Raw genomic sequence first — 17574 nt, forward strand, 5'->3', positions numbered from 1 at the left:
GGGTTCCGCAGGCGCTGGATAAATCGGCACTGGATGGAGCTTAGTCCTTAAAAGGGCAAATAATCCGGGGCCGCCAGCTAGTGAGATGTCGCGGGGCCATCATTGTTCAGTAGTTGTTGAAATTGGTCTGAAGACACCGCGTGAGAAATCAGGAAACCTTGCACCTGATTGCAGTCGATCTTGCGCAGCAGGGCCAGTTGCTGGGGCGTTTCCACGCCTTCGGCGACCACCGTAAGGCCGAGTTTGCGGCCCAGTGCAATGATGCTCGCCAATGCCTGGGCCATGCCTTCGTTATCGTGGCTGCCCTGGACCAGGGCCTGGTCGATCTTCAGTTCGGTGAACGGTGTGGACACCAGGTTGAGGTACGAGCTGTAGCCTTTGCCGAAATCGTCCTGGGACAGCCCGAAGCCCTTGATACGCAGACGGCAGGCCCCGGCGTAGAAGTTACTGATGTCCTGCGGCACCGAGCACTCCATCAGCTCGAAGCAAATCATTCCCGGGATACCGTCGTAGTGCAGCACGAACTCCAGCAGGCGGTCGGCCAGGTCGTGGCTGTTGAGCAGGTGCGTGGGCAGGTTGATCGACACCGGTATTTCATAACCCCGCTGGCGCCAACGCTCCTGGGCGTGAATCGCCTGCTTGAGCACCACCCACAGCAGGCGCTCCTCCAGTTCGAATGCCTTGATCGCCGGCAGGAACGCGGCCGGCAGCATCACGCCTTGCTCGGGGTGCATCCAGCGCACCAGGGCTTCGGCGGCGACAATGCGACCGTTGGCCAGGGACTTTTTCGGCTGGAACCACGCTTGGAACTGGCCGTTGCCCATGGCCTGGACCAGCGTGTGGCGGTCGATGTCCACGTGCTCGGCCAAGTCGGGCGAGGGCCGGTGTATCTTGTTCTTGAGCTGTTCTACCAGGCTGCGCAGAGCGTCGGCGGCGACCGGTTTGGAGATCAGCCCGATGACCTCCACATCGAGATTTTTTGCCACCAGGCTGGCCGCCATCAGCATACGCCGCGATGCTGCGCTCATGATCGCCAGGGCCGGTTTGCAACGCAGGTTGGCCAGGCACTGAATGAACTGCACACCGTCCATGCCGGGCATCAGCAGGTCGGTCAGGACCAGATCGAAATCCCGCTGGCGCAGGCGCTCCAGCGCTTCTTTGCCATCCTCGGCGGTTTCGAGCCTGAAATCCCCCAACTCACTGAGCAGGTGCTGCAGGTAGATGTGCTGCAGGGGATGATCCTCAACAATCAGAATACTAAGGGGCTTCATGGGTGATCCGTGCATAAGGCGCCAGGGAGTTGAATAGAGCCCGCAACGCAAAGGGTTTGACCAGGCAATGGTTCATGCCGGCGGCCAGGCACAGGTCGGCCTCGCCGCGCATGGCGTTGGCGGTGGCCCCGATAATCGGCAACGGGCAGCCCTGGCGACGCAGTTCGCGCGCCAGTTCATAGCCGTTGATGTGGGGCATATTGACGTCGGTGAGCACCACGTCGAAATGACCGGCGCTGTACAACTGCAGCGCCTCCTGGCCGTCGGCCGCCAGCTCCACGGTGCAGCCGAGTTCTTCGAGTTGGTCGCGCAATATCAGTTGGTTGATGATGTTGTCCTCGGCCACCAACAGGTGCAGGTTGAGTTTGTCCACGTCGTGCTGGCGCGTTTGCTCATCGCTACGGACCACCCACAGTCCCTGGGCCTGGCTGACGGCCTGGTGGATCGCGCCCAGATGGTTGAGATTGACGTGCCACGCACCCGTATCGGCTTCCAAGGTGGTACAGGCATTGCTGCTGACATGAATCACCGGCCCTGGCCAGTCGGGCGCCAGCAAGGGATCGACGCTGCCGGGGTGTAATTGCAGCAGCAGATGCTGGTCGGGCAGGCTCGGCAGGCCGGCCTGGGCGCGTGCGCCCCAGCGGCGCAGCCAGCCGCTGATGGCGTGGGCCAGTTCCGGGATAGGCGAGGCGACGTAGATGGTGTCGGCCAGCAGCGCAGTCATTGGCAGGCTGGGCGCTTCTTCCAGTGGCAGGGTGAGGCTGAAACTGCTGCCCAGGCCCAGCTCGCTGACCATGCGCAGCGAGCCATTCATCAACTCGGTCAGGCGTTGGCAAATCGGCAGGCCCAGGCCGGTGCCGGCCACCACATTGGTGTTGCCTTCGCTCTGGTAGAACGGCTCGAAAATCATCGCCTGGTCTTCCTGGGCGATGCCTTTGCCGGTGTCCGAGACTTGCCACAACACACTGGAGCGCTCGCCGTCGCGGCCCAATACCTTGACCCGCAGCACCACACGCCCGTAATCGGTGAACTTCACCGCATTATTGAGCAGGTTGTTGAGGATCTGGCGGATGCGCGTCACGTCGCCGATCAGCCGCTCGGGCAGCTTGGGGTCGAAGCAGGCGTACAGCTGCAAACCTTTACCCTGGGCGGCTGCGGCGTAGCCCTGGATGATTTCGTGTACCAGGTCCAGCGGCGAGAATTCGCTCATCTCCAGTGCCAGTTGGCCGGCCTCGATCTTCGACACGTCGAGCACATCGCAGATCAGTTGCAGCAGCGTCGCGGACGAGCCTTCGATGGCATGCAGATAGTCTTTTTGCTGGGCATCCAGTTGGGTGCGGGCCAGCAGTTCCAGGGTGCCCAGCACGCCATACAGGGGCGTGCGGATCTCGTGGCTCATGGTGGCCAGGAACAGGGTTTTCGCCGCGTTGGCGGCATCCGCCGATTGCCGGGCTTCTTCCAGCGCGGCCTCCACCTGCTTGCGCGCACTGAGGTCGCTGAAGGCGCAAAACAACACGTCTTCACCTTTGTAGCGAGTGGGCGCACTGCTCAGATAGAGGTGACGGCCGTCGACGGTTTCAAAGTAGTCGCTGCGTTCGGACGGCTCGCTGGCAAAGGCTTGCTCGATCCAGCCCGTTCGCAAGGCTTCGCGCTCCGGGCCGTTGCCTAACCATTGTTGGGCCAGGGTATTTTCCAGTACTACCTGGCCGTCGGTGCGGCGCAGTACGCACAGCGCGACGGGGGCGGTCTGGATCACGTCGCGGCCGAAGGCTTCGCTTTCGATCAACGCCTGGATGCGATGGATCGACGGAATGATGAAACGCTGGTCGACCCGGCGCATCATCAGCCAGATCAGCGTGAGGCTGAACAGGCAGAACAGCAGTGAGCCGAGCAGTTGTTTCCACAGGCCGGTGACCACCGCGCGCAGGTCGATGGAGTACATCAGTTGCCATTCAGAGGACTTCAAGTGCTTGCGGATCACTAGGTGATCGGGCAGCCAACCGTTGCCGACAAACCCGAAAAAGCTGTCCTCTCCAGGCTTGAGGCGTTGCTGGCTCCGCCGCGCATCGGCGCTGTTGGTGAACACCAGCATGCCTTGGGCGTTGAGCATCATGAACTCGCCGGCGCTCTGGTCACTGAGGGTCGACGATACCTCACGGCTTTCCATCTCCAGGCCGAGCCAACCGGAATTGGCATCGCGATCATCCAACCGTATGAACACATACAGGTGCGAGTGGTGCTCGGTCTTGTCACTGAGCCACAGCTCGCCGAGGGTGGTCGAGTCGCTGTGTTGCAAGTCCTTGAGGCGATTGAGCATGCACTTGGAAATCGGCAGTACCTGCGCGGTCGAGTTGTAGAGGCGCATCACCTGTGGATTGGGGCCGGCGTTCACATAGAGCAGGTTGAGCTGCTTGGCCTTGAGGTAGTCGCGCATGCGCGCGGTGAGCCAGATGCTCCATTGGTTGCCGGGGGTGTCGCCCAGTTGCAGGTGTTCCTCTTCCGGGGAGGGCGGGTAGATCCGTGCCTGTTTGCGCACCGCCGACAGACTGAGGCTTTCGAGCAGGGCTTCGCGGTTGGTGAAAAAAGTGTGCGCCTCGGCAATGGCGCTGCTCATGTAGCCGCGTCGTTGGGAGATGTCGTTGTTGAAGGTGGACAGCAGAAAGGTATAGACCCCGCTCAGGATGCCGACCAATAACACGGTGGCAAACGTACGAAGCAGCCTTCTGGCTGCTTCGGGTCGGGAGAGGACGGGGTTGATCTGGAGCAGATAACTTTTCAATCGCATCGGCACAGAGTAGTGGCAGAACGATGCCAACGGCATAAGACGATCCTTAAAGTCGCCAGCTACTTGTAAAGCATGTCGACCACCACAGCGGCTTCGAAAGCCCCGGGAATCGGCAGGGTGCGCCAGTTCAGGTCGGCTCGGAAATCATTGCGCGCCTGGCCGGAGCCCATCAGCGTCTGCAGGGTGAACCAATTGTTGAAGGGCAGGCGCTGATCGCTGTCGGCGCGGGACAACGAGATACCTGCCGAGCTGTTGTTGGCCGGCACCAGCAGGCCATTGATCACGCTGCCGCCGCCCGGGGTGGTGGCGAAGCGTGCATCGACGGTGTAGGGCGTGTCGCAGGCTTTGCGCAGACTCAGGTTGAAATTCGCGGTGCTGGCCACGGCGCCGATCTGCGCCTGGCGTGATGGCGTGGGGAAGTTGACCACGCTGGGGGTGATGGTCAGCTCGGGCGCGCAGGGCACGAAGCGGATGTCGTTCATGCCGGTGACGATGTAGTTCAGATTGCTATTGGGGTTGGTGTTGAGCCCGCGTACGCCGTCCAGCTGGAACACCCGGTATTGGGTCAGGGTGCTGGCTTGGCCATTGGGTGGTGTCTTGCCATATTTTTCAATGAACACACTGAAGTTCAGGGTGAAGCGTGCGTTGTTCCAACCGGTGCAGTTGGACCAGGTGCAGCCGCGGTCGGAGTAGAAGCCGGTGCCTACCTTGCCGGTGCTTTGGGTGATCGGCGCATTGTTGTAGCGAATGCCCACGCGGATGCCCTGGCCGATACTGACGTTGGCTGGGTTGACGTAGAAATACACTTCTTCGCGGCCGTGGTTGCGATCGTCGCTGCACCGCACATTGGTGGAGCGTGGCCCCGACTCCCAGATGATCGTGCCATCCGGTGCGTCGGCCGCGACCGCCAGTGAGGTGCCAAGGGGGTTGATATCCACATACGCGCCGCTGCCATCTTCCACGCAGGCCAGGGCGTGGCTGGTGGCGGGCAGCGCGGCGCAGCCCCAGAGCAGCAAAGGGAGAAAACGTTTGATCAGTGACATAGGTGCCATACCCCGCGATGGATCAGTTGAGCGCCGCGCTATGGCGGGCCTGCAAACCGATATCGTTGATTTCGGTGAAGTGGAGGGTGGTGCCTTTGGGCAGTGCGCCCGGCGTGGTCAGGGTTTTGCTTTCGTGGGGCTTGAGCAGCAGATAGTCGCTGAGCGCCTGGGTCTCGGTGTGCACGTTCACCAACGACAGGTGAAACGCGCTGGGGTTGCTCACCGTGATGCTGTGCCCGTCGTGGCGGCTCCACACCAACTGCTGCAGCGCTTCGGTCGAGCCACCGTCGAGGGTGGGCGGGCGATAGAACAGCTTGAGGCGTTGACGTATCGCAAACTGCACGCTGTTGGGGTCGTCCGGCTTGAGCGGGACTTCCATGATATTGAGCCAGAACAGTGACTCGCGATCAGCGGGAAGGCCGGCCCCGGCGTACAGAATCCGCAGCCGGTGATGTTCCCCTGGCCCCAACTTCACCAACGGCTCGGTGGCGGCAAACGGCACGTCGCGGTTAGCCGTTTCATCCTCGGCGGTGATCCAGGTTTGCACCACCACATCCTGTGGCGCCTGGTTGACCACGCTGATGCCGGCCGCCTTGTCCTGGCCGAAATAAATCAGGCGTGTGCCTTCGATTTTCAGCGCGGCGCGGGCGGGTGGCGCGAGAGCCAGCAACGTACCGGCGATCAGCAGCATTCGCAAAAGTGACATCAACACAGTGAGTTCCATGGGGCGTTTGGGGACGCAATCCATGGTAGGGGCTGGGCGGGAGGAGGGCTTTGAGGCGATTCTTAAAAGTGCGCCATTGCTCCCCCGCCTACCGTTTCAGAATCGCCTTAAAGTCATGGCCGGCCACTGACCGTTACCGTATTCACCGTTGAATGATCGACGTTGATGCCCAACTGTCAGGTTTACCCCTATGTCCAATAAAGCGTTACGCCTTCTGATTGCCGATGCCGACCTGCTGCAACGGATCAAGATCGAGAAAATGCTCAACCAACTGGGCTATCACCGTATTGCGCCCATCAGTTCATTCGACGAGCTCCAGGGGCTGACACGTTCTGAGGGGGTGGCGTTCGACCTGTTGATCATCAACACGGCGCTGGTGCATTCGCGGCAGGTCAACCTGCTCAAGTACTGCCACGACAATCCGCTGATTCGCCACACCCTGATCTATGACGGCCAATGTGCGCTGAGCTCGGTGGTGTCGGTGTCGGTGAGCCAGACTTTGCACCTGTCGCTCTCGCAATCGCCCGATTTCAATTCGTTGCGTCGCTGCATGGAAATCGTCGATCCGGCCCACAGTCCGCCCGTGGTTGAACGGCCTGCGTTGCGCGCGGTGGACACGCGCACCCTGCAATCGCCGATCAGCCTGCGCGCCAACGGCCAGGGTGACCCGGCCGTGGTCGCGTGTGCGGTGGGCTTATCGCCCAAACGCTAAGCCGCGTGACGATGCAGAAACCTCAGCTACGCCATGCAGGTCGGTTATCGTGCCCCAATGCCCAGTGCGCCTGGCCGGGTTGCAGGCAGGTACCCCCCACCCAGCGTTCTTGGCTGGCGTGGTCCAACCAATAGGCTTGGCCGGCCAACACGGCTTGCCCCAGCGCGGTCAGCGTCAGCATGCGCCGAGGCCATTCCAGATGTACCTCGGTTTCCGACAGCAACGGTTGTTCTGCATCGATCAGTGGCCGTAACAGTGCATGAAACATCATGTCGCCCAGAAACGGCAGCGGCTCGCGCTTGACCATCAACTCGGCGAAAACACGGCCAAAGGGCACCGGCCCGGACTCGGCGATGTACGCCAGCGACAGGCGCTCAGTGAGTGATAGACCGTCCTGGACTCCCGGTAACTCCTGCAACTGGCGCAGTAAGGCAGGGGCAAGAAACGGTAGGGACGCCTGTGAAGAGTGGGCCAGCTCTGCCCACCGTCTGGGTGAGTTGTCGCAATACGCGGACCATGCCTGTTTGGCCATCAGCACCGCCTCTTCATCGATCAAGCGACGCTGTGGCCACAGCCACGCCAATACATCGGGTGCCAACTGGCCGATACCGATAAAACGCTCGACGCCAGGAATACGATCGACCTCGATCAGCTCCAGTTTTTTCGGCAGCCGTTCAAGCCCCGCCAGAGTACGGATCAGGAAGAGTTGGTCATAGGCATCTGCCTCGCACCACAGCACGCTGTGGTCAGCATCGGCCAGCGCTGCAAGCTGGTCGTATTCATCGTCCATACGGCGGGCAACCTGCACCTCATCCAAGGCAAATGCCTGGCTGATAAAAGCACTGCGCAGTGCGCGGAATGCTGTGTTGGGCAGGTCACGTACCGGCCCCATGCACAGTGGGTCCGTGAGCATCTGAAACTGCCCCTTGAACCCCGCCAGTTGGAGGCTATGGGCGATGTCATTGCCACAACGCCAATGAGTCGTACGGGCTTCGTCGCTGGCCTCGAAACCGGGGTGGCGCGCGGCGAAGTCGATGGCGTCGACATGGGCCTTGAGCTTGGGCCAACTGCTGAAACCCAGCTGTTTAGCGACGTGCCATTGAGCCTGGGACAAGGTGCTGGTCGGGTCTTGGCTTTTCAGGCGCGGCAGCAGTTCCTTGGCGCGCTTGCGTTGCTGCTCAAGGTTAATGCGGCCGTCGGTGGTCGAGGATATGGGGCGTTGCGACATACGATCTCCTTGCACAAACCTTTTCCGCTTTAAGGCTGGGAGTCGTAGAAATGAGGTAAAGCTTAAGTATCTTGGGCGCAGCCCTTTCCGCGGAAGGTGGCGTAGAGAGCGCCAGGCGGGAAATATAGGCAGTGCAGTCACCGATTGCAAGGCGGGCCTCATCGCAAGGACCTCCATCGTGTTAACGAGAGGCGACAGTTTGAAATTTTTCATGAATTCTTCGCGCGCGTGCCGCACCATTGCGCCCAACAGGATCAAGAGGAATATCGCGTCCATGAGTGCACTGATAGAAACCCGCGGCCTCATGCGCCGGGACGAGCGTCGCCAGACGACCTTGCTGCAACCCACGGACTTCACCTTGAACTCCACCGACCGCGTGTCGATCACCGGCTCCTCCGGCTCCGGTAAAAGTGTATTCCTGCGCGCACTGGCCCTGCTGGATGCGCCCACCTCGGGACAGATCCTGTGGAACGGCCAACCGATTACCAACGCCGAGATTCCCCACTATCGCAGCCATATCAGCTACCTGTCGCAGCGCCCGGCGCTGATCGAGGGCACGGTGGAAGACAACCTGCGTTTCCCGTTCAGCCTCAAGACTCTGCGCAAGCGCAGTTTCGATCTGCAAGCCGTGACCACGTTGCTGGGACATGCCGGTAAACAACCGGACTTCCTGGCTAAAAATGCCGGCGACTTGTCGGGCGGTGAGTCCCAGGTGGTGTCGCTGATCCGCACCCTGCAGCTCAACCCCGAAGTGCTTTTGCTGGATGAGCCTACTGCAGCCCTCGACCCGGCTTCGTCCCGCGATGTCGAAGCGCTGATCGATGCCTGGTATGCCGCCGATAACGCCCGCGCCTATATCTGGGTCTCCCACGATTTGGAGCAGGCCCGGCGCATGAGCGACATTCACTTGCAGATGAGCGCCGGCGTGCTGAACGGAGTCGCACAACCATGAATTATCAAAACCTCACCGCGCTGGACATGGGCATCGCTGCCTCGCTGATCCTGATCAACGGCGCCTTGTCGCTGTTGTTGCGCCTGGGCCTGGAGCGCCAGTTGCTATGGGCCGCCGTGCGCACGGTGGTGCAGTTGATGGCCATCGGTTACTTGCTGGGCTGGGTGTTCGAATTCGCCTACTGGTATGTGGTGCTGCCGTTGATGTGCGCGATGACGTTGATCGCCGGTATGTCGGCCGCGGAGCGTGGGCGGCGGACCTACCGAGGGCAGCGGGTCGACAGCATTGTGTCGGTGTGGGGCAGTTCATGGCTGGTGACGGCAGTGGGTCTGTTCGCGGTGATCCGCATCCACCCGTGGTACGAGCCACAGTATGCGATCCCGATCCTGGGCATGATCCTCGGTAACACCCTGACCGGCGTGTCGTTGGGGATCGAGCGCATGACCCAGGAACTCACCTCGGGTCGTAATACCATCGAGATGATCCTGGCCCTCGGCGGCTCACGCTGGGAAGCCGCCCAGGAGGCGATCCGCCAGGCCGTGCGCGCTGGGATGATCCCCACGCTGAACCAGATGACGGTGGTGGGGATTGTCAGCTTGCCCGGCATGATGACCGGCCAGGTGCTGGCGGGGGAGAGCCCGGTGGATGCGGTGCGTTACCAGATCGTGATCATGTTTTTGATCGCGGCATCCTCGGCGTTGGGCACGGTAGGTGCGGTGTTGCTCACCTACCGGCGGTTGTTTTCCACGAGCCATCGGTTTTTGCGTGATCGGCTTGAGGAACGTGCCTGAGGTCTTACCTCAAGTGTTATTGCAACCCTTGGCAATCGAATCCTCATTGGAGGTATACGGCCGCGAAGGCTCCAGGTTCCATTCCGGTTTGTTGCGGGCAATATTGAAGTGACAGACCAGTTGGCGGCGCATGCTGCCGACGTTGCTATCGCGGTTGTCCGGGTTGTCCTTCCAGTCAGCATCCAGGTAATGGTCGCTGGCCAGCTCGTTGAAGAAGTTGTTGGTCTGGCCGTCTTTGACTTGGCGGCCGCAGTCGGTTGGGGTCACTTCCAGGGTCATGACCTTGCGACCAAAGCCAGGGTCGTCACGCTCCACCCAGGTTGCGCTTTGCACGTAACGCTCGCAGCTGTTCTTTTCGGTGATGGGCTGGATGACCTGCTTCTTGCTGTCGTAGGCGAATGAGGCTTCTTGCTGGCGGGTCTGCGGCAGTTTCATATTGATCACCGGCAAGTATTGGCCCACGGCTTTGTACCACTGCAACTGGTTCAAGCGGGCGCCTTCCAGGCCGGCGTCTTCGGTGTAGAACGAGGCCAGGATCGACGGCGACTTCGGCGGGTTTTCCTCCCACTTGGCCAGGCGCAGTTCGTTCTGGGTCGTGAAGGATTCGTCGGCAATCGTCGCCATTGCCCGAATGCTTTGATAGAAGGCCGGGCCAGCAGCGGTGTTGCGTTCGTCGCGCACGTCAAAGGAGCATTGGCGCGAGTGGTCACCACGGTTCTGCTTGTAGTTGACACCCCATTGCTCGGCGGTGGTGATGCCTTGCTCATGGCAGTACTTTTCGACGACCCCCGGGGTTCGGCGCGAGTCGGTGCAGCCTTGCTGGCTGCGATCGTCGGTGGCCGCGTCGATGGGGAACGAGCACAGCACCGCATAGTCCTGATGGTCGTTGGGGTTGCCAAAAATGGTGTCGAAGATGAAGCCGCTTTTGAGGCCGTAGGCCAACTTGCGGTACTTGGAGTCCTTGCGCAGGTATGACGCGGATACGCCGCCACTGGCCTGGCTTTTCGGGCTGACGCTGTAGAACTGATAGTCGGTGGAGGGCCACGTGGCGCGGAACAAGACGCCAGAACACAGGAAGGCGGGCTTGGACGGCCCACCGCAGTCCTGGCGGGTGTCGTTGTAGAGTTGGTTGAGTCGAGTGACGGTGTCGCTGCCTTGATCGGCATGGGCGGTGAATGCCAGCGCCGCGAGGGCCATGGCGATGGGCGTGCGTAATCCTTTCATGGGTATTATTCCTTGAATAGGTGGAGCGACTGGAACGATTCCTTGCTCCACTCGGTGCAGAGCGTAGACAGACTCTTGGTAGCGCTCCAGTCGCTCCCGGGCGCTTGATAATTCGTGCCAGAACCTGTCCCCCTTTTGCCTGTCAGGCCGCTTTCCGGTTGATTGGCTTGTCGAGTGATTGTTTCATCGGGTGAAATGCTGGATTGTGAATCCTGGTGATTCCAACGGAAGGAGCAGCGGCGGAATATCCGGGGCGCCGATATCCCACTCTTTTGGAGACTTTCATGATCAAACTCTACGGTTTTCCGTTGTCCGGCCACTCACACCGCGTCGAGCTGATGCTGTCCCTGCTCGGCCTGCCCATGGAGTTTGTCCTGGTGGACCTCAAGCAGGGCGCGCACAAAACCGCCGGTTTTCTTGCTGACATCAACAGCTTCGGGCAGGTCCCGGCGATTGACGACAACGGTGTCGTGCTCGCGGACTCCAACGCGATTCTGGTCTATCTCGCGGCCACCTACGGCAAAGGCCAATGGCTGCCGAGTGACCCCGTGGGCCAGGCACGTGTACAACGCTGGCTGTCGGCTGCGGCCGGTCAGTTGCATGTGGGGCCTGCGTCAGCACGCCTGGCCGTGGTGTTTGGTGCCGAGATCGACACCGTCAATGCCATCGCCCGTTCCCACGCCTTGCTGAAACTGGTGGAACAGCAACTGAGTCAGACTGGATTTCTGGTCGGCGAGCAGCCGACCATCGCCGATGTCGCGTTTTACTCCTATGTGGCTCACGCGCCGGAAGGCAATGTGTCACTGGCCGACTACCCTCATGTGCGGGCCTGGCTAGCCAGTATCGAGGCGTTGCCGGGCTTTGTCGGCATGCCTCGCACGGCGGCGGGCCTGCAATCACAGTAACGTCCAGAAGGGGCGCCGATGGATCGATTTCATGAAATGCAGGTGTTCCTCGCGGTGGCTGAGGAGGAGGGTTTCGCCGCAGCCGCGCGTCGTTTGAAAACCTCGCCGCCCAGTGTCACCCGGGCCATTGCCGCCATGGAGGCGCGCATCGGCACCCAGTTGCTGGCGCGCACCACGCGCAGCTTGCACCTGACCGAAGCCGGCCAGCGTTACTTGGAGGATTGTCGGCGCATCCTGGCAGAACTTGATGAAGCCGAAGAAGCGGCGGCCGGTAGTTATTCCATCCCGTGCGGGCACCTGACGGTGACCGCACCGGTGTTGTTTGGCGAGCGGTATGTGGCGCCGGTACTGGGGGACTACCTGGACCGTTTCCCTTTGGTGACGATCAACGCGTTGCTGGTCGATCGCGTGGTGAACATGACCGACGAAGGCGTCGACGTTGCCGTGCGCATCGGTCATCTGCATGAGCCGGGGCAGCAGGCCATCAAGGTCGGTGAGGTGCGCCGAGTGGTCTGTGCGGCGCCGGCTTTTCTCGATCAACACGGGCGACCCCGACATCCTGCGCAATTGCGTGAATTCAAGATCGCCACATCGTCCACCAGCCAAAGGGTGAACGAGTGGGTGTTTGTCGAAACGGGACAGCCGCTGACGGTGCCTATCGAACCGCGCCTGGTGGTTAGCGCGAACCATGCGGCGATCAACCTGGCTCAAATGGGCTGGGGTGTGACGCGGGTGTTGTCCTATCAAGTGGCGGCGGCGGTGGCGGCGGGTGAGTTGGAAATTGTGCTGGAGGATTTCGAACCGGCGCCGCTGCCGATCCAGGTGGTGTTCCAGAAAAGCGTCCGCGTGCCGGCCAAGGTCAGCACGTTCGTGGACTTCCTTTCCCATCGCCTGGGCCAGGACATTGCTCTGAACCCGGCGATGAAGCGGCGCGGCTGATGGAGCGTTACCGCGATATGCAGCTGTTCACCGCATTGGCCGGGAAACCGAGCCTGGCGGCAGCGGCGCGCGCAGCTCACGTTTCCGGCCCGACCTTGGTACGGGCGATTGCACGGCTGGAAGCGCGCTTGCGCGTGCCGTTGCTGTTGCGCAATACCCAAGGTGTCAGCTTGACCGACGCAGGCCACGCTTACCTGGCCGATTGCGTGCGCTTGCTGGCGGCCGTGGAGGCTGCCGAAGCTTCGGCCAAGGGCTTGCATGTCGAGGCCCAAGGCAATCTGCGAGTGTTCTTGCCGTTACTGTTCAGCCGCTATGTGATGGCGCCGGTATTGGCCAGTTATATGGACCGTTATCCCGGCGTGCGCCTGGAGGCGCACTACCACGACTATTACCCGAATCTGCATGACGAGGGCCTGGACGTGGCGGTGCTGATGGGCAAGTTGCCCGACTCGTCGCTGATCGCACGGCCGGTGGGGCAGGTGCGTCCTATCCTCTGCGCCAGCCCTGATTACCTCGCGGCCCACGGCGAACCCCGGCACCCGAGTGACCTCAAGCAACATCATCTGATCGCCAGTGCCGACGCGGTGTATTGGGATTTTCAGGGTTATCAACTCAAGGCCCGTGCACGTTTGGTCTGTGCCACGGTACAAGGCGCGATCAATGCAGGCGTGGGGGGCGCGGGGCTGATCCGCTGCCTGAGCTACCCAGTGCATGAGCATCTGCTGAAGGGACAATTACGCCGGGTATTGCCCGCTTATGAACCGCCTCCGGTGCCCATGCAGGTGGTGTATCGCGAAGGTCGCCATGCGCCCATGCGTGTGCGCAGTTTTGTCGACCACTGCGTGACGGCGCTGCGTGAGCATCCGGCATTTTAGTTGGCGTAATGGTGGATTGCCGGGCGTGGTTATTCTCACACCATCTGGCAAGGCGCAGCATCGACGCATCCAACACGAGGTGCTCGCCATGAACCTGATCGAACAATCTCCCTGGCATGCCGGCGAACGGCAGGTACAAGAAGTGGTGGGCGTGGCCGACCGCATGGCCGTGGTCGGGCCCAAGGTGATCCGCGATCACCTGCCCGAACAGCACCGGGATTTCTACCCGTTGTTGCCTTACTTGATGCTGGGTGTGGTGGACGAGCAAGGTATTCCCTGGGCGACGATGATTGAAGGGGCGCCGGGATTTGCCCATTCACCCGATCCACACACTTTACAGATCGACAGCTTGCCGTCTTCCGGCGACCCGGCGCGTGCGGCGTTACACCGAGGCGCGTCCGTCGGCCTGCTCGGCATCGACCTCAACACCCGCCGCCGCAACCGCATGAACGGACGCATTGGCGCGCTCGATCACGAGGGCTTTTCGGTCGACGTGGTGCATACGTTCGGCAATTGCCCCAAGTACATCCAACTGCGCCCGGTCGATTCGATTGCCCGTAGACCCGGCACGCAGGTTGAACGTCTTGAGGGTTTGGACGATGCGGCCCAAGCGATGATCCGCAACACCGACACTTTCTTCGTCGCCAGCTACGTCGACGTGGAGGGCAAACGCTCGGTGGACGTCTCCCATCGCGGCGGCAACCGCGGTTTTGTGCGGGTGGAGGGCAGCGTGTTGACCATTCCCGACTTTGCCGGCAACCAGTTCTTCAACACCCTAGGCAACTTGCAGATCAACCCGGTAGCGGGGTTGTTGTTTGTCGATTTTGAATCAGGGGATGTGCTACAGGTGGCCGGGCGCACCACGTTGATCCTCGATGGCCCGCAAGTGGCGGCCTTCGAGGGGGCGCAACGGTTATGGACGGTGACCGTGCAGCAGGCCGTACGACGTCCGGCGGCACTGGCGCTGCGTTGGCAGTTTGCTGAGTTCTCACCGTTCAGCCTGGCGACGGGAAGTTGGTAGCCCTGTCGCCGTTTATTCAGCCTTGTGAAGATTACATGTGGGAGTTGTCGAGCTTTAGCGAGGCTACGATAGCATTCTGTCAGCCGACGATTTTACCGCCTGACACGGCCCCATCGTAGCCTCGCTAAAGCTCGACAACTCCCACAATGGTTCTGCGTTTCTGATTGCTCAATACCGAATCATCACCGACTTGAGCTCGGTGTAATCCTCGATAAACGCACTGCCAAACTCCCGACCCACCCCCGAAGACCGGTTGCCCCCAAACGGCACAGCGGGGTCGAGTAGTGTGTGCATGTTCACCCACACCGTGCCTGCCTGGATGGCCGGCACCATGCGTAGGGCCTTGCCCAGGTCGTGGGTCCACAGGCTGGCGCTGAGGCCGAAGGGGCTGTTGTTCATCAGGGTCAGCAGTTCGTCTTCGCTGTCGTAGGGCAGGAAGGTGGCAATAGGGCCGAAGGTTTCTTCGTTGAGCAGGGTGTCGTTGATGCTGTTGGCCAGGATGACCGTGGGTTCGACATAGCACCCTGGGCGGTCGAGCAGGTTGCCACCGTGGATGATCGTATTGTTCTCGGCGCGGGCCTGGTTGAAGTAACCGAGCAGTTTCAGCTGATGCTGGCGGTGGGTCACCGGGCCGAACTCGGTGCGTTCGTCCAAGGGCGAGCCAATGGTCAGGCGGCTGAGGCGCTGGCTGAGTTTTTCCAGGACGGCGTCGATTTGCGAGCGGTGCACGAAGAAGCGTTCGGCCGCCGCACAGATTTGCCCGGAATGCAGAAAGCCCGCTTCGATGATGCCCTCCACGGCTTTGTCCACGTCGATGTCGCGCAGGAAGCCCGCTGCGTTTTTACCGCCCAATTCGAGGGTCGCACGGGTCAAACCAGCGCCCATGGCGCTACGGCCCACGGCGATGCCAGTGGGCACGGAGCCGGTGAACGACACCTTGTGGGTGCCTGGGTGTTCCACCAGGCCCTTGCCGACGTGGCCGCCACCGGTCAGTACGTTAAGCACGCCGGCCGGCAGCCCGGCTTCAATCGCCAGTTCGGCGATGCGCAGCAGGGTCAGCGGCGTGAACTCGCTGGGTTTGATGATGATGCTGCAACCGGTCACCAGCGCCGAGGCAAGTTTCCAGATGGCGATCATGGTCGAGAAATTCCACGGCACGATACCCACCACCACACCCACGGGTTCGCGCAGGGTAAACGCGGTGTAGCGCTCGCCATTGAAGGAGGGCAGCGACGGCGTGATGGTCTGGCCACTGATCTTGGTGGCCCAACCGGCGTAGTAACGCAAGAAATGTGCGGCCTGGTCGACCTCGAAGGCGCGGGCAATCTGGATGATCTTGCCCGATTGGCAGGTTTCGATCTGCGCCAGCTCTTCGCGGTTTTGTTCGAGCAGGTCAGCCAGTTTGAGCAGCACATTGCCGCGCGTCGCAGGGGCGGCCTGGGACCACAGCGCAAAGCCACGGTTGGCGGAGCTGACGGCCGCGTCGATATCCGCAAGGTCGGCATCGGCAACCTGGGCGATGACTTGGCCGGTGGCCGGGTTGGTGACGGCCAAGGTCTGGTCGGCATGGCTCGGCACGTTGACACCATCGATGAACAACCCATGGCGGCGACGCAAAAAGGCTTCGACTTGAGGCAGCAGTGGGGTATCGCTCATGGCAGGTTCCTGGCAGTTCACTGAGAAAAACCGAGGGTAACCAAGGACTGCCGAAGCGGCTTGACTGTGCCTGCCAGGTTTTATGCCTGTGCCTGCCGTGCTTGCGAAAAGTACAACCTTGCCTGTGAAACGTGCATTTTCCGCCTGCGCAACGCGTTCGATACTGGCCCTGCATCCTGCGTCGCTCCTGATCTTGGAGCGCGTGCCGGACTTCCAATAATAAGCAGGGCCTTCCATGAAAAAGCCAAACCCGTTGCTCGAAGACCTCAAGCCTCTCCTGCCCGCCATCGCTGCGAACGCCACGCGTGCAGAACAACTGCGCCAGGTACCGGATGAAAACATCGCGTTGCTCAAAAGCATCGGCTTGCATCGTGCTTTTCAGCCCAAGGCATTCGGCGGCCTGGAGCTGTCATTGCCCGAGTTTGCCGACTGTATCGCGCTGCTCGCCGGCAGTTGCGCCAGCACCGCCTGGGCCATGAGTTTGTTGTGCACTCACAGCCACCAGTTGGCGTTGTTCTCGCCGATCTTGCAGCAGGAGATCTGGGGCGAGAACCCGGACGCCACAGCCAGCAGCAGTATCGCGCCGTTCGGGCGCGTGACGGAGGGCGAGGGCGGCGTGCACTTCAGTGGTGAAATGGGCTGGAGCAGTGGTTGTGACCATGGCGAGTGGGCGATTGTCGGTTGCCGTCGCCAGAACGCCGAAGGCACCCAGGATTACTGCTTCGCGGTGCTGCCGCGCGGCGACTATCAGATCCGCGATGACTGGTACGCCGCGGGCATGAAAGGCAGCGGCACCAAGACCCTGGTCATCGACAACGCCTGGGTGCCCGAACACCGTATCCAGAAGGCCAAGGACATGATGGAAGGCAAGTCGGCAGGTTTTGGCCTTTACCCCGACAGCCGGATTTTCTACGCGCCGTATCGGCCGTACTTCGCCAGTGGGTTCTCCACCGTCAGCCTGGGGGTGGCCGAGCGCATGCTGGAGGTGTTCCGCGAGAAAACCAAAAACCGCGTGCGCGCCTACACCGGTGCTGCCGTGGGCGCAGCCACGCCGGCATTGATGCGCCTGGCCGAGTCCACGCATCAGGTGGCTGCCGCCCGTGCATTCCTCGAAAAGACCTGGCAGGACCACGCCGAACACAGCGCCGCGCAGCGTTACCCGAGCCGCGAAACCTTGGCGTTCTGGCGCACCAACCAAGCCTACGCGACAAAAATGTGCATCGAAGCCGTGGACCGGCTGTTCGCTGCAGCTGGGGGGAATGCCTGGTTCGAACACAACGAGATGCAGCGTTTGTTCCGCGATTCCCATATGACCGGCGCCCATGCCTATACCGACTACGACGTCTGCGCGCAGATCCTCGGCCGTGAGCTGATGGGCCTGGAGCCGGACCCGAGCATGGTCTGATGGGTTCATCCACAACAATAATCAGGGCGATCGTTTGCAGCCG

At 61.3% G+C, this 17574-nt stretch carries 15 protein-coding genes; 8 read left to right on the top strand and 7 right to left on the bottom strand.

Annotation, left to right across the window (positions count from 1 at the left end):
- Positions 1-77: 77 nt before the first annotated feature.
- From pvrR to AC07V4_RS05620, 4 genes are read right to left on the bottom strand one after another with little or no spacing between them, the layout of a single operon-like run.
- Positions 78-1271, bottom strand: a complete 1194-nt coding sequence (gene pvrR / locus AC07V4_RS05605) for a response regulator cyclic di-GMP phosphodiesterase PvrR (RefSeq protein WP_492635658.1) — start codon at positions 1269-1271, stop codon at positions 78-80.
- The gene (locus tag AC07V4_RS05610; protein WP_492635717.1) at positions 1258-4056 is read right to left on the bottom strand and encodes an ATP-binding protein; all 2799 of its coding nucleotides are present in this window, start codon (positions 4054-4056) and stop codon (positions 1258-1260) included. Before AC07V4_RS05610 ends, pvrR begins: the two co-directional genes overlap by 14 nt.
- 59 nt (positions 4057-4115) lie before the next feature.
- Positions 4116-5099 (bottom strand): fimbrial protein, encoded by a 984-nt coding sequence (locus tag AC07V4_RS05615; RefSeq protein WP_492635657.1) that lies wholly within the window; start codon positions 5097-5099, stop codon positions 4116-4118.
- A gap of 22 nt (positions 5100-5121) precedes the next feature.
- Positions 5122-5805 carry a fimbrial biogenesis chaperone gene (locus tag AC07V4_RS05620; RefSeq protein ID WP_492635656.1) on the bottom strand — a complete coding sequence of 228 codons (684 nt, stop codon included), beginning with the start codon at positions 5803-5805 and terminating at the stop codon, positions 5122-5124.
- Between the two features lie 208 nt (positions 5806-6013).
- Here AC07V4_RS05620 and AC07V4_RS05625 point away from each other — a divergent pair, with 208 nt between their 5' ends.
- A complete protein-coding gene (locus AC07V4_RS05625) occupies positions 6014-6535 on the top strand; it encodes a chemotaxis protein CheY (protein WP_492635655.1) in 522 nt (173 codons plus the stop codon).
- Positions 6536-6557: 22 nt separating this feature from the next.
- On the opposite strand, the gene AC07V4_RS05630 is transcribed toward AC07V4_RS05625, so the two are convergent.
- Complete coding sequence (locus AC07V4_RS05630) at positions 6558-7763, bottom strand: DUF1835 domain-containing protein (RefSeq protein WP_492635654.1); 1206 nt, start codon at positions 7761-7763, stop codon at positions 6558-6560.
- A gap of 274 nt (positions 7764-8037) precedes the next feature.
- Here AC07V4_RS05630 and AC07V4_RS05635 point away from each other — a divergent pair, with 274 nt between their 5' ends.
- Positions 8038-8715 (top strand): ABC transporter ATP-binding protein, encoded by a 678-nt coding sequence (locus tag AC07V4_RS05635; RefSeq protein WP_492635653.1) that lies wholly within the window; start codon positions 8038-8040, stop codon positions 8713-8715.
- Positions 8712-9506 carry an ABC transporter permease gene (locus AC07V4_RS05640; protein WP_492635652.1) on the top strand — a complete coding sequence of 265 codons (795 nt, stop codon included), beginning with the start codon at positions 8712-8714 and terminating at the stop codon, positions 9504-9506. The genes AC07V4_RS05635 and AC07V4_RS05640 overlap by 4 nt, the downstream gene beginning before the upstream one ends.
- 9 nt (positions 9507-9515) lie before the next feature.
- On the opposite strand, the gene AC07V4_RS05645 is transcribed toward AC07V4_RS05640, so the two are convergent.
- A complete protein-coding gene (locus AC07V4_RS05645; protein ID WP_492635651.1) occupies positions 9516-10730 on the bottom strand; it encodes a DUF2599 domain-containing protein in 1215 nt (404 codons plus the stop codon).
- Positions 10731-11014: 284 nt separating this feature from the next.
- On the opposite strand from AC07V4_RS05645, the gene AC07V4_RS05650 reads away from it, so the two are divergent.
- The 4 genes from AC07V4_RS05650 (at position 11015) to AC07V4_RS05665 (ending at position 14470) form a co-directional block, all read left to right on the top strand.
- Complete coding sequence (locus tag AC07V4_RS05650; RefSeq protein WP_492635650.1) at positions 11015-11635, top strand: glutathione S-transferase family protein; 621 nt, start codon at positions 11015-11017, stop codon at positions 11633-11635.
- A gap of 18 nt (positions 11636-11653) precedes the next feature.
- Positions 11654-12574 carry a LysR family transcriptional regulator gene (locus tag AC07V4_RS05655; protein WP_492635649.1) on the top strand — a complete coding sequence of 307 codons (921 nt, stop codon included), beginning with the start codon at positions 11654-11656 and terminating at the stop codon, positions 12572-12574.
- Positions 12574-13449, top strand: coding sequence for a LysR substrate-binding domain-containing protein (locus AC07V4_RS05660; protein WP_492635648.1), 876 nt, complete (start codon positions 12574-12576; stop codon positions 13447-13449). The genes AC07V4_RS05655 and AC07V4_RS05660 overlap by 1 nt, the downstream gene beginning before the upstream one ends.
- A gap of 88 nt (positions 13450-13537) precedes the next feature.
- Positions 13538-14470 carry a flavin-nucleotide-binding protein gene (locus AC07V4_RS05665; RefSeq protein WP_492635647.1) on the top strand — a complete coding sequence of 311 codons (933 nt, stop codon included), beginning with the start codon at positions 13538-13540 and terminating at the stop codon, positions 14468-14470.
- A gap of 168 nt (positions 14471-14638) precedes the next feature.
- Here the strand turns inward: AC07V4_RS05665 and AC07V4_RS05670 are convergent, their stop codons facing one another.
- A complete protein-coding gene (locus AC07V4_RS05670) occupies positions 14639-16126 on the bottom strand; it encodes an aldehyde dehydrogenase family protein (RefSeq protein ID WP_492635646.1) in 1488 nt (495 codons plus the stop codon).
- Between the two features lie 235 nt (positions 16127-16361).
- Here AC07V4_RS05670 and AC07V4_RS05675 point away from each other — a divergent pair, with 235 nt between their 5' ends.
- The gene (locus AC07V4_RS05675; RefSeq protein WP_492635645.1) at positions 16362-17531 is read left to right on the top strand and encodes a p-hydroxyphenylacetate 3-hydroxylase oxygenase component; all 1170 of its coding nucleotides are present in this window, start codon (positions 16362-16364) and stop codon (positions 17529-17531) included.
- The last annotated feature ends 43 nt before the right edge of the window (positions 17532-17574 follow it).

This window comes from Pseudomonas sp. GW821-FHT03A09 (assembly GCF_059421065.1).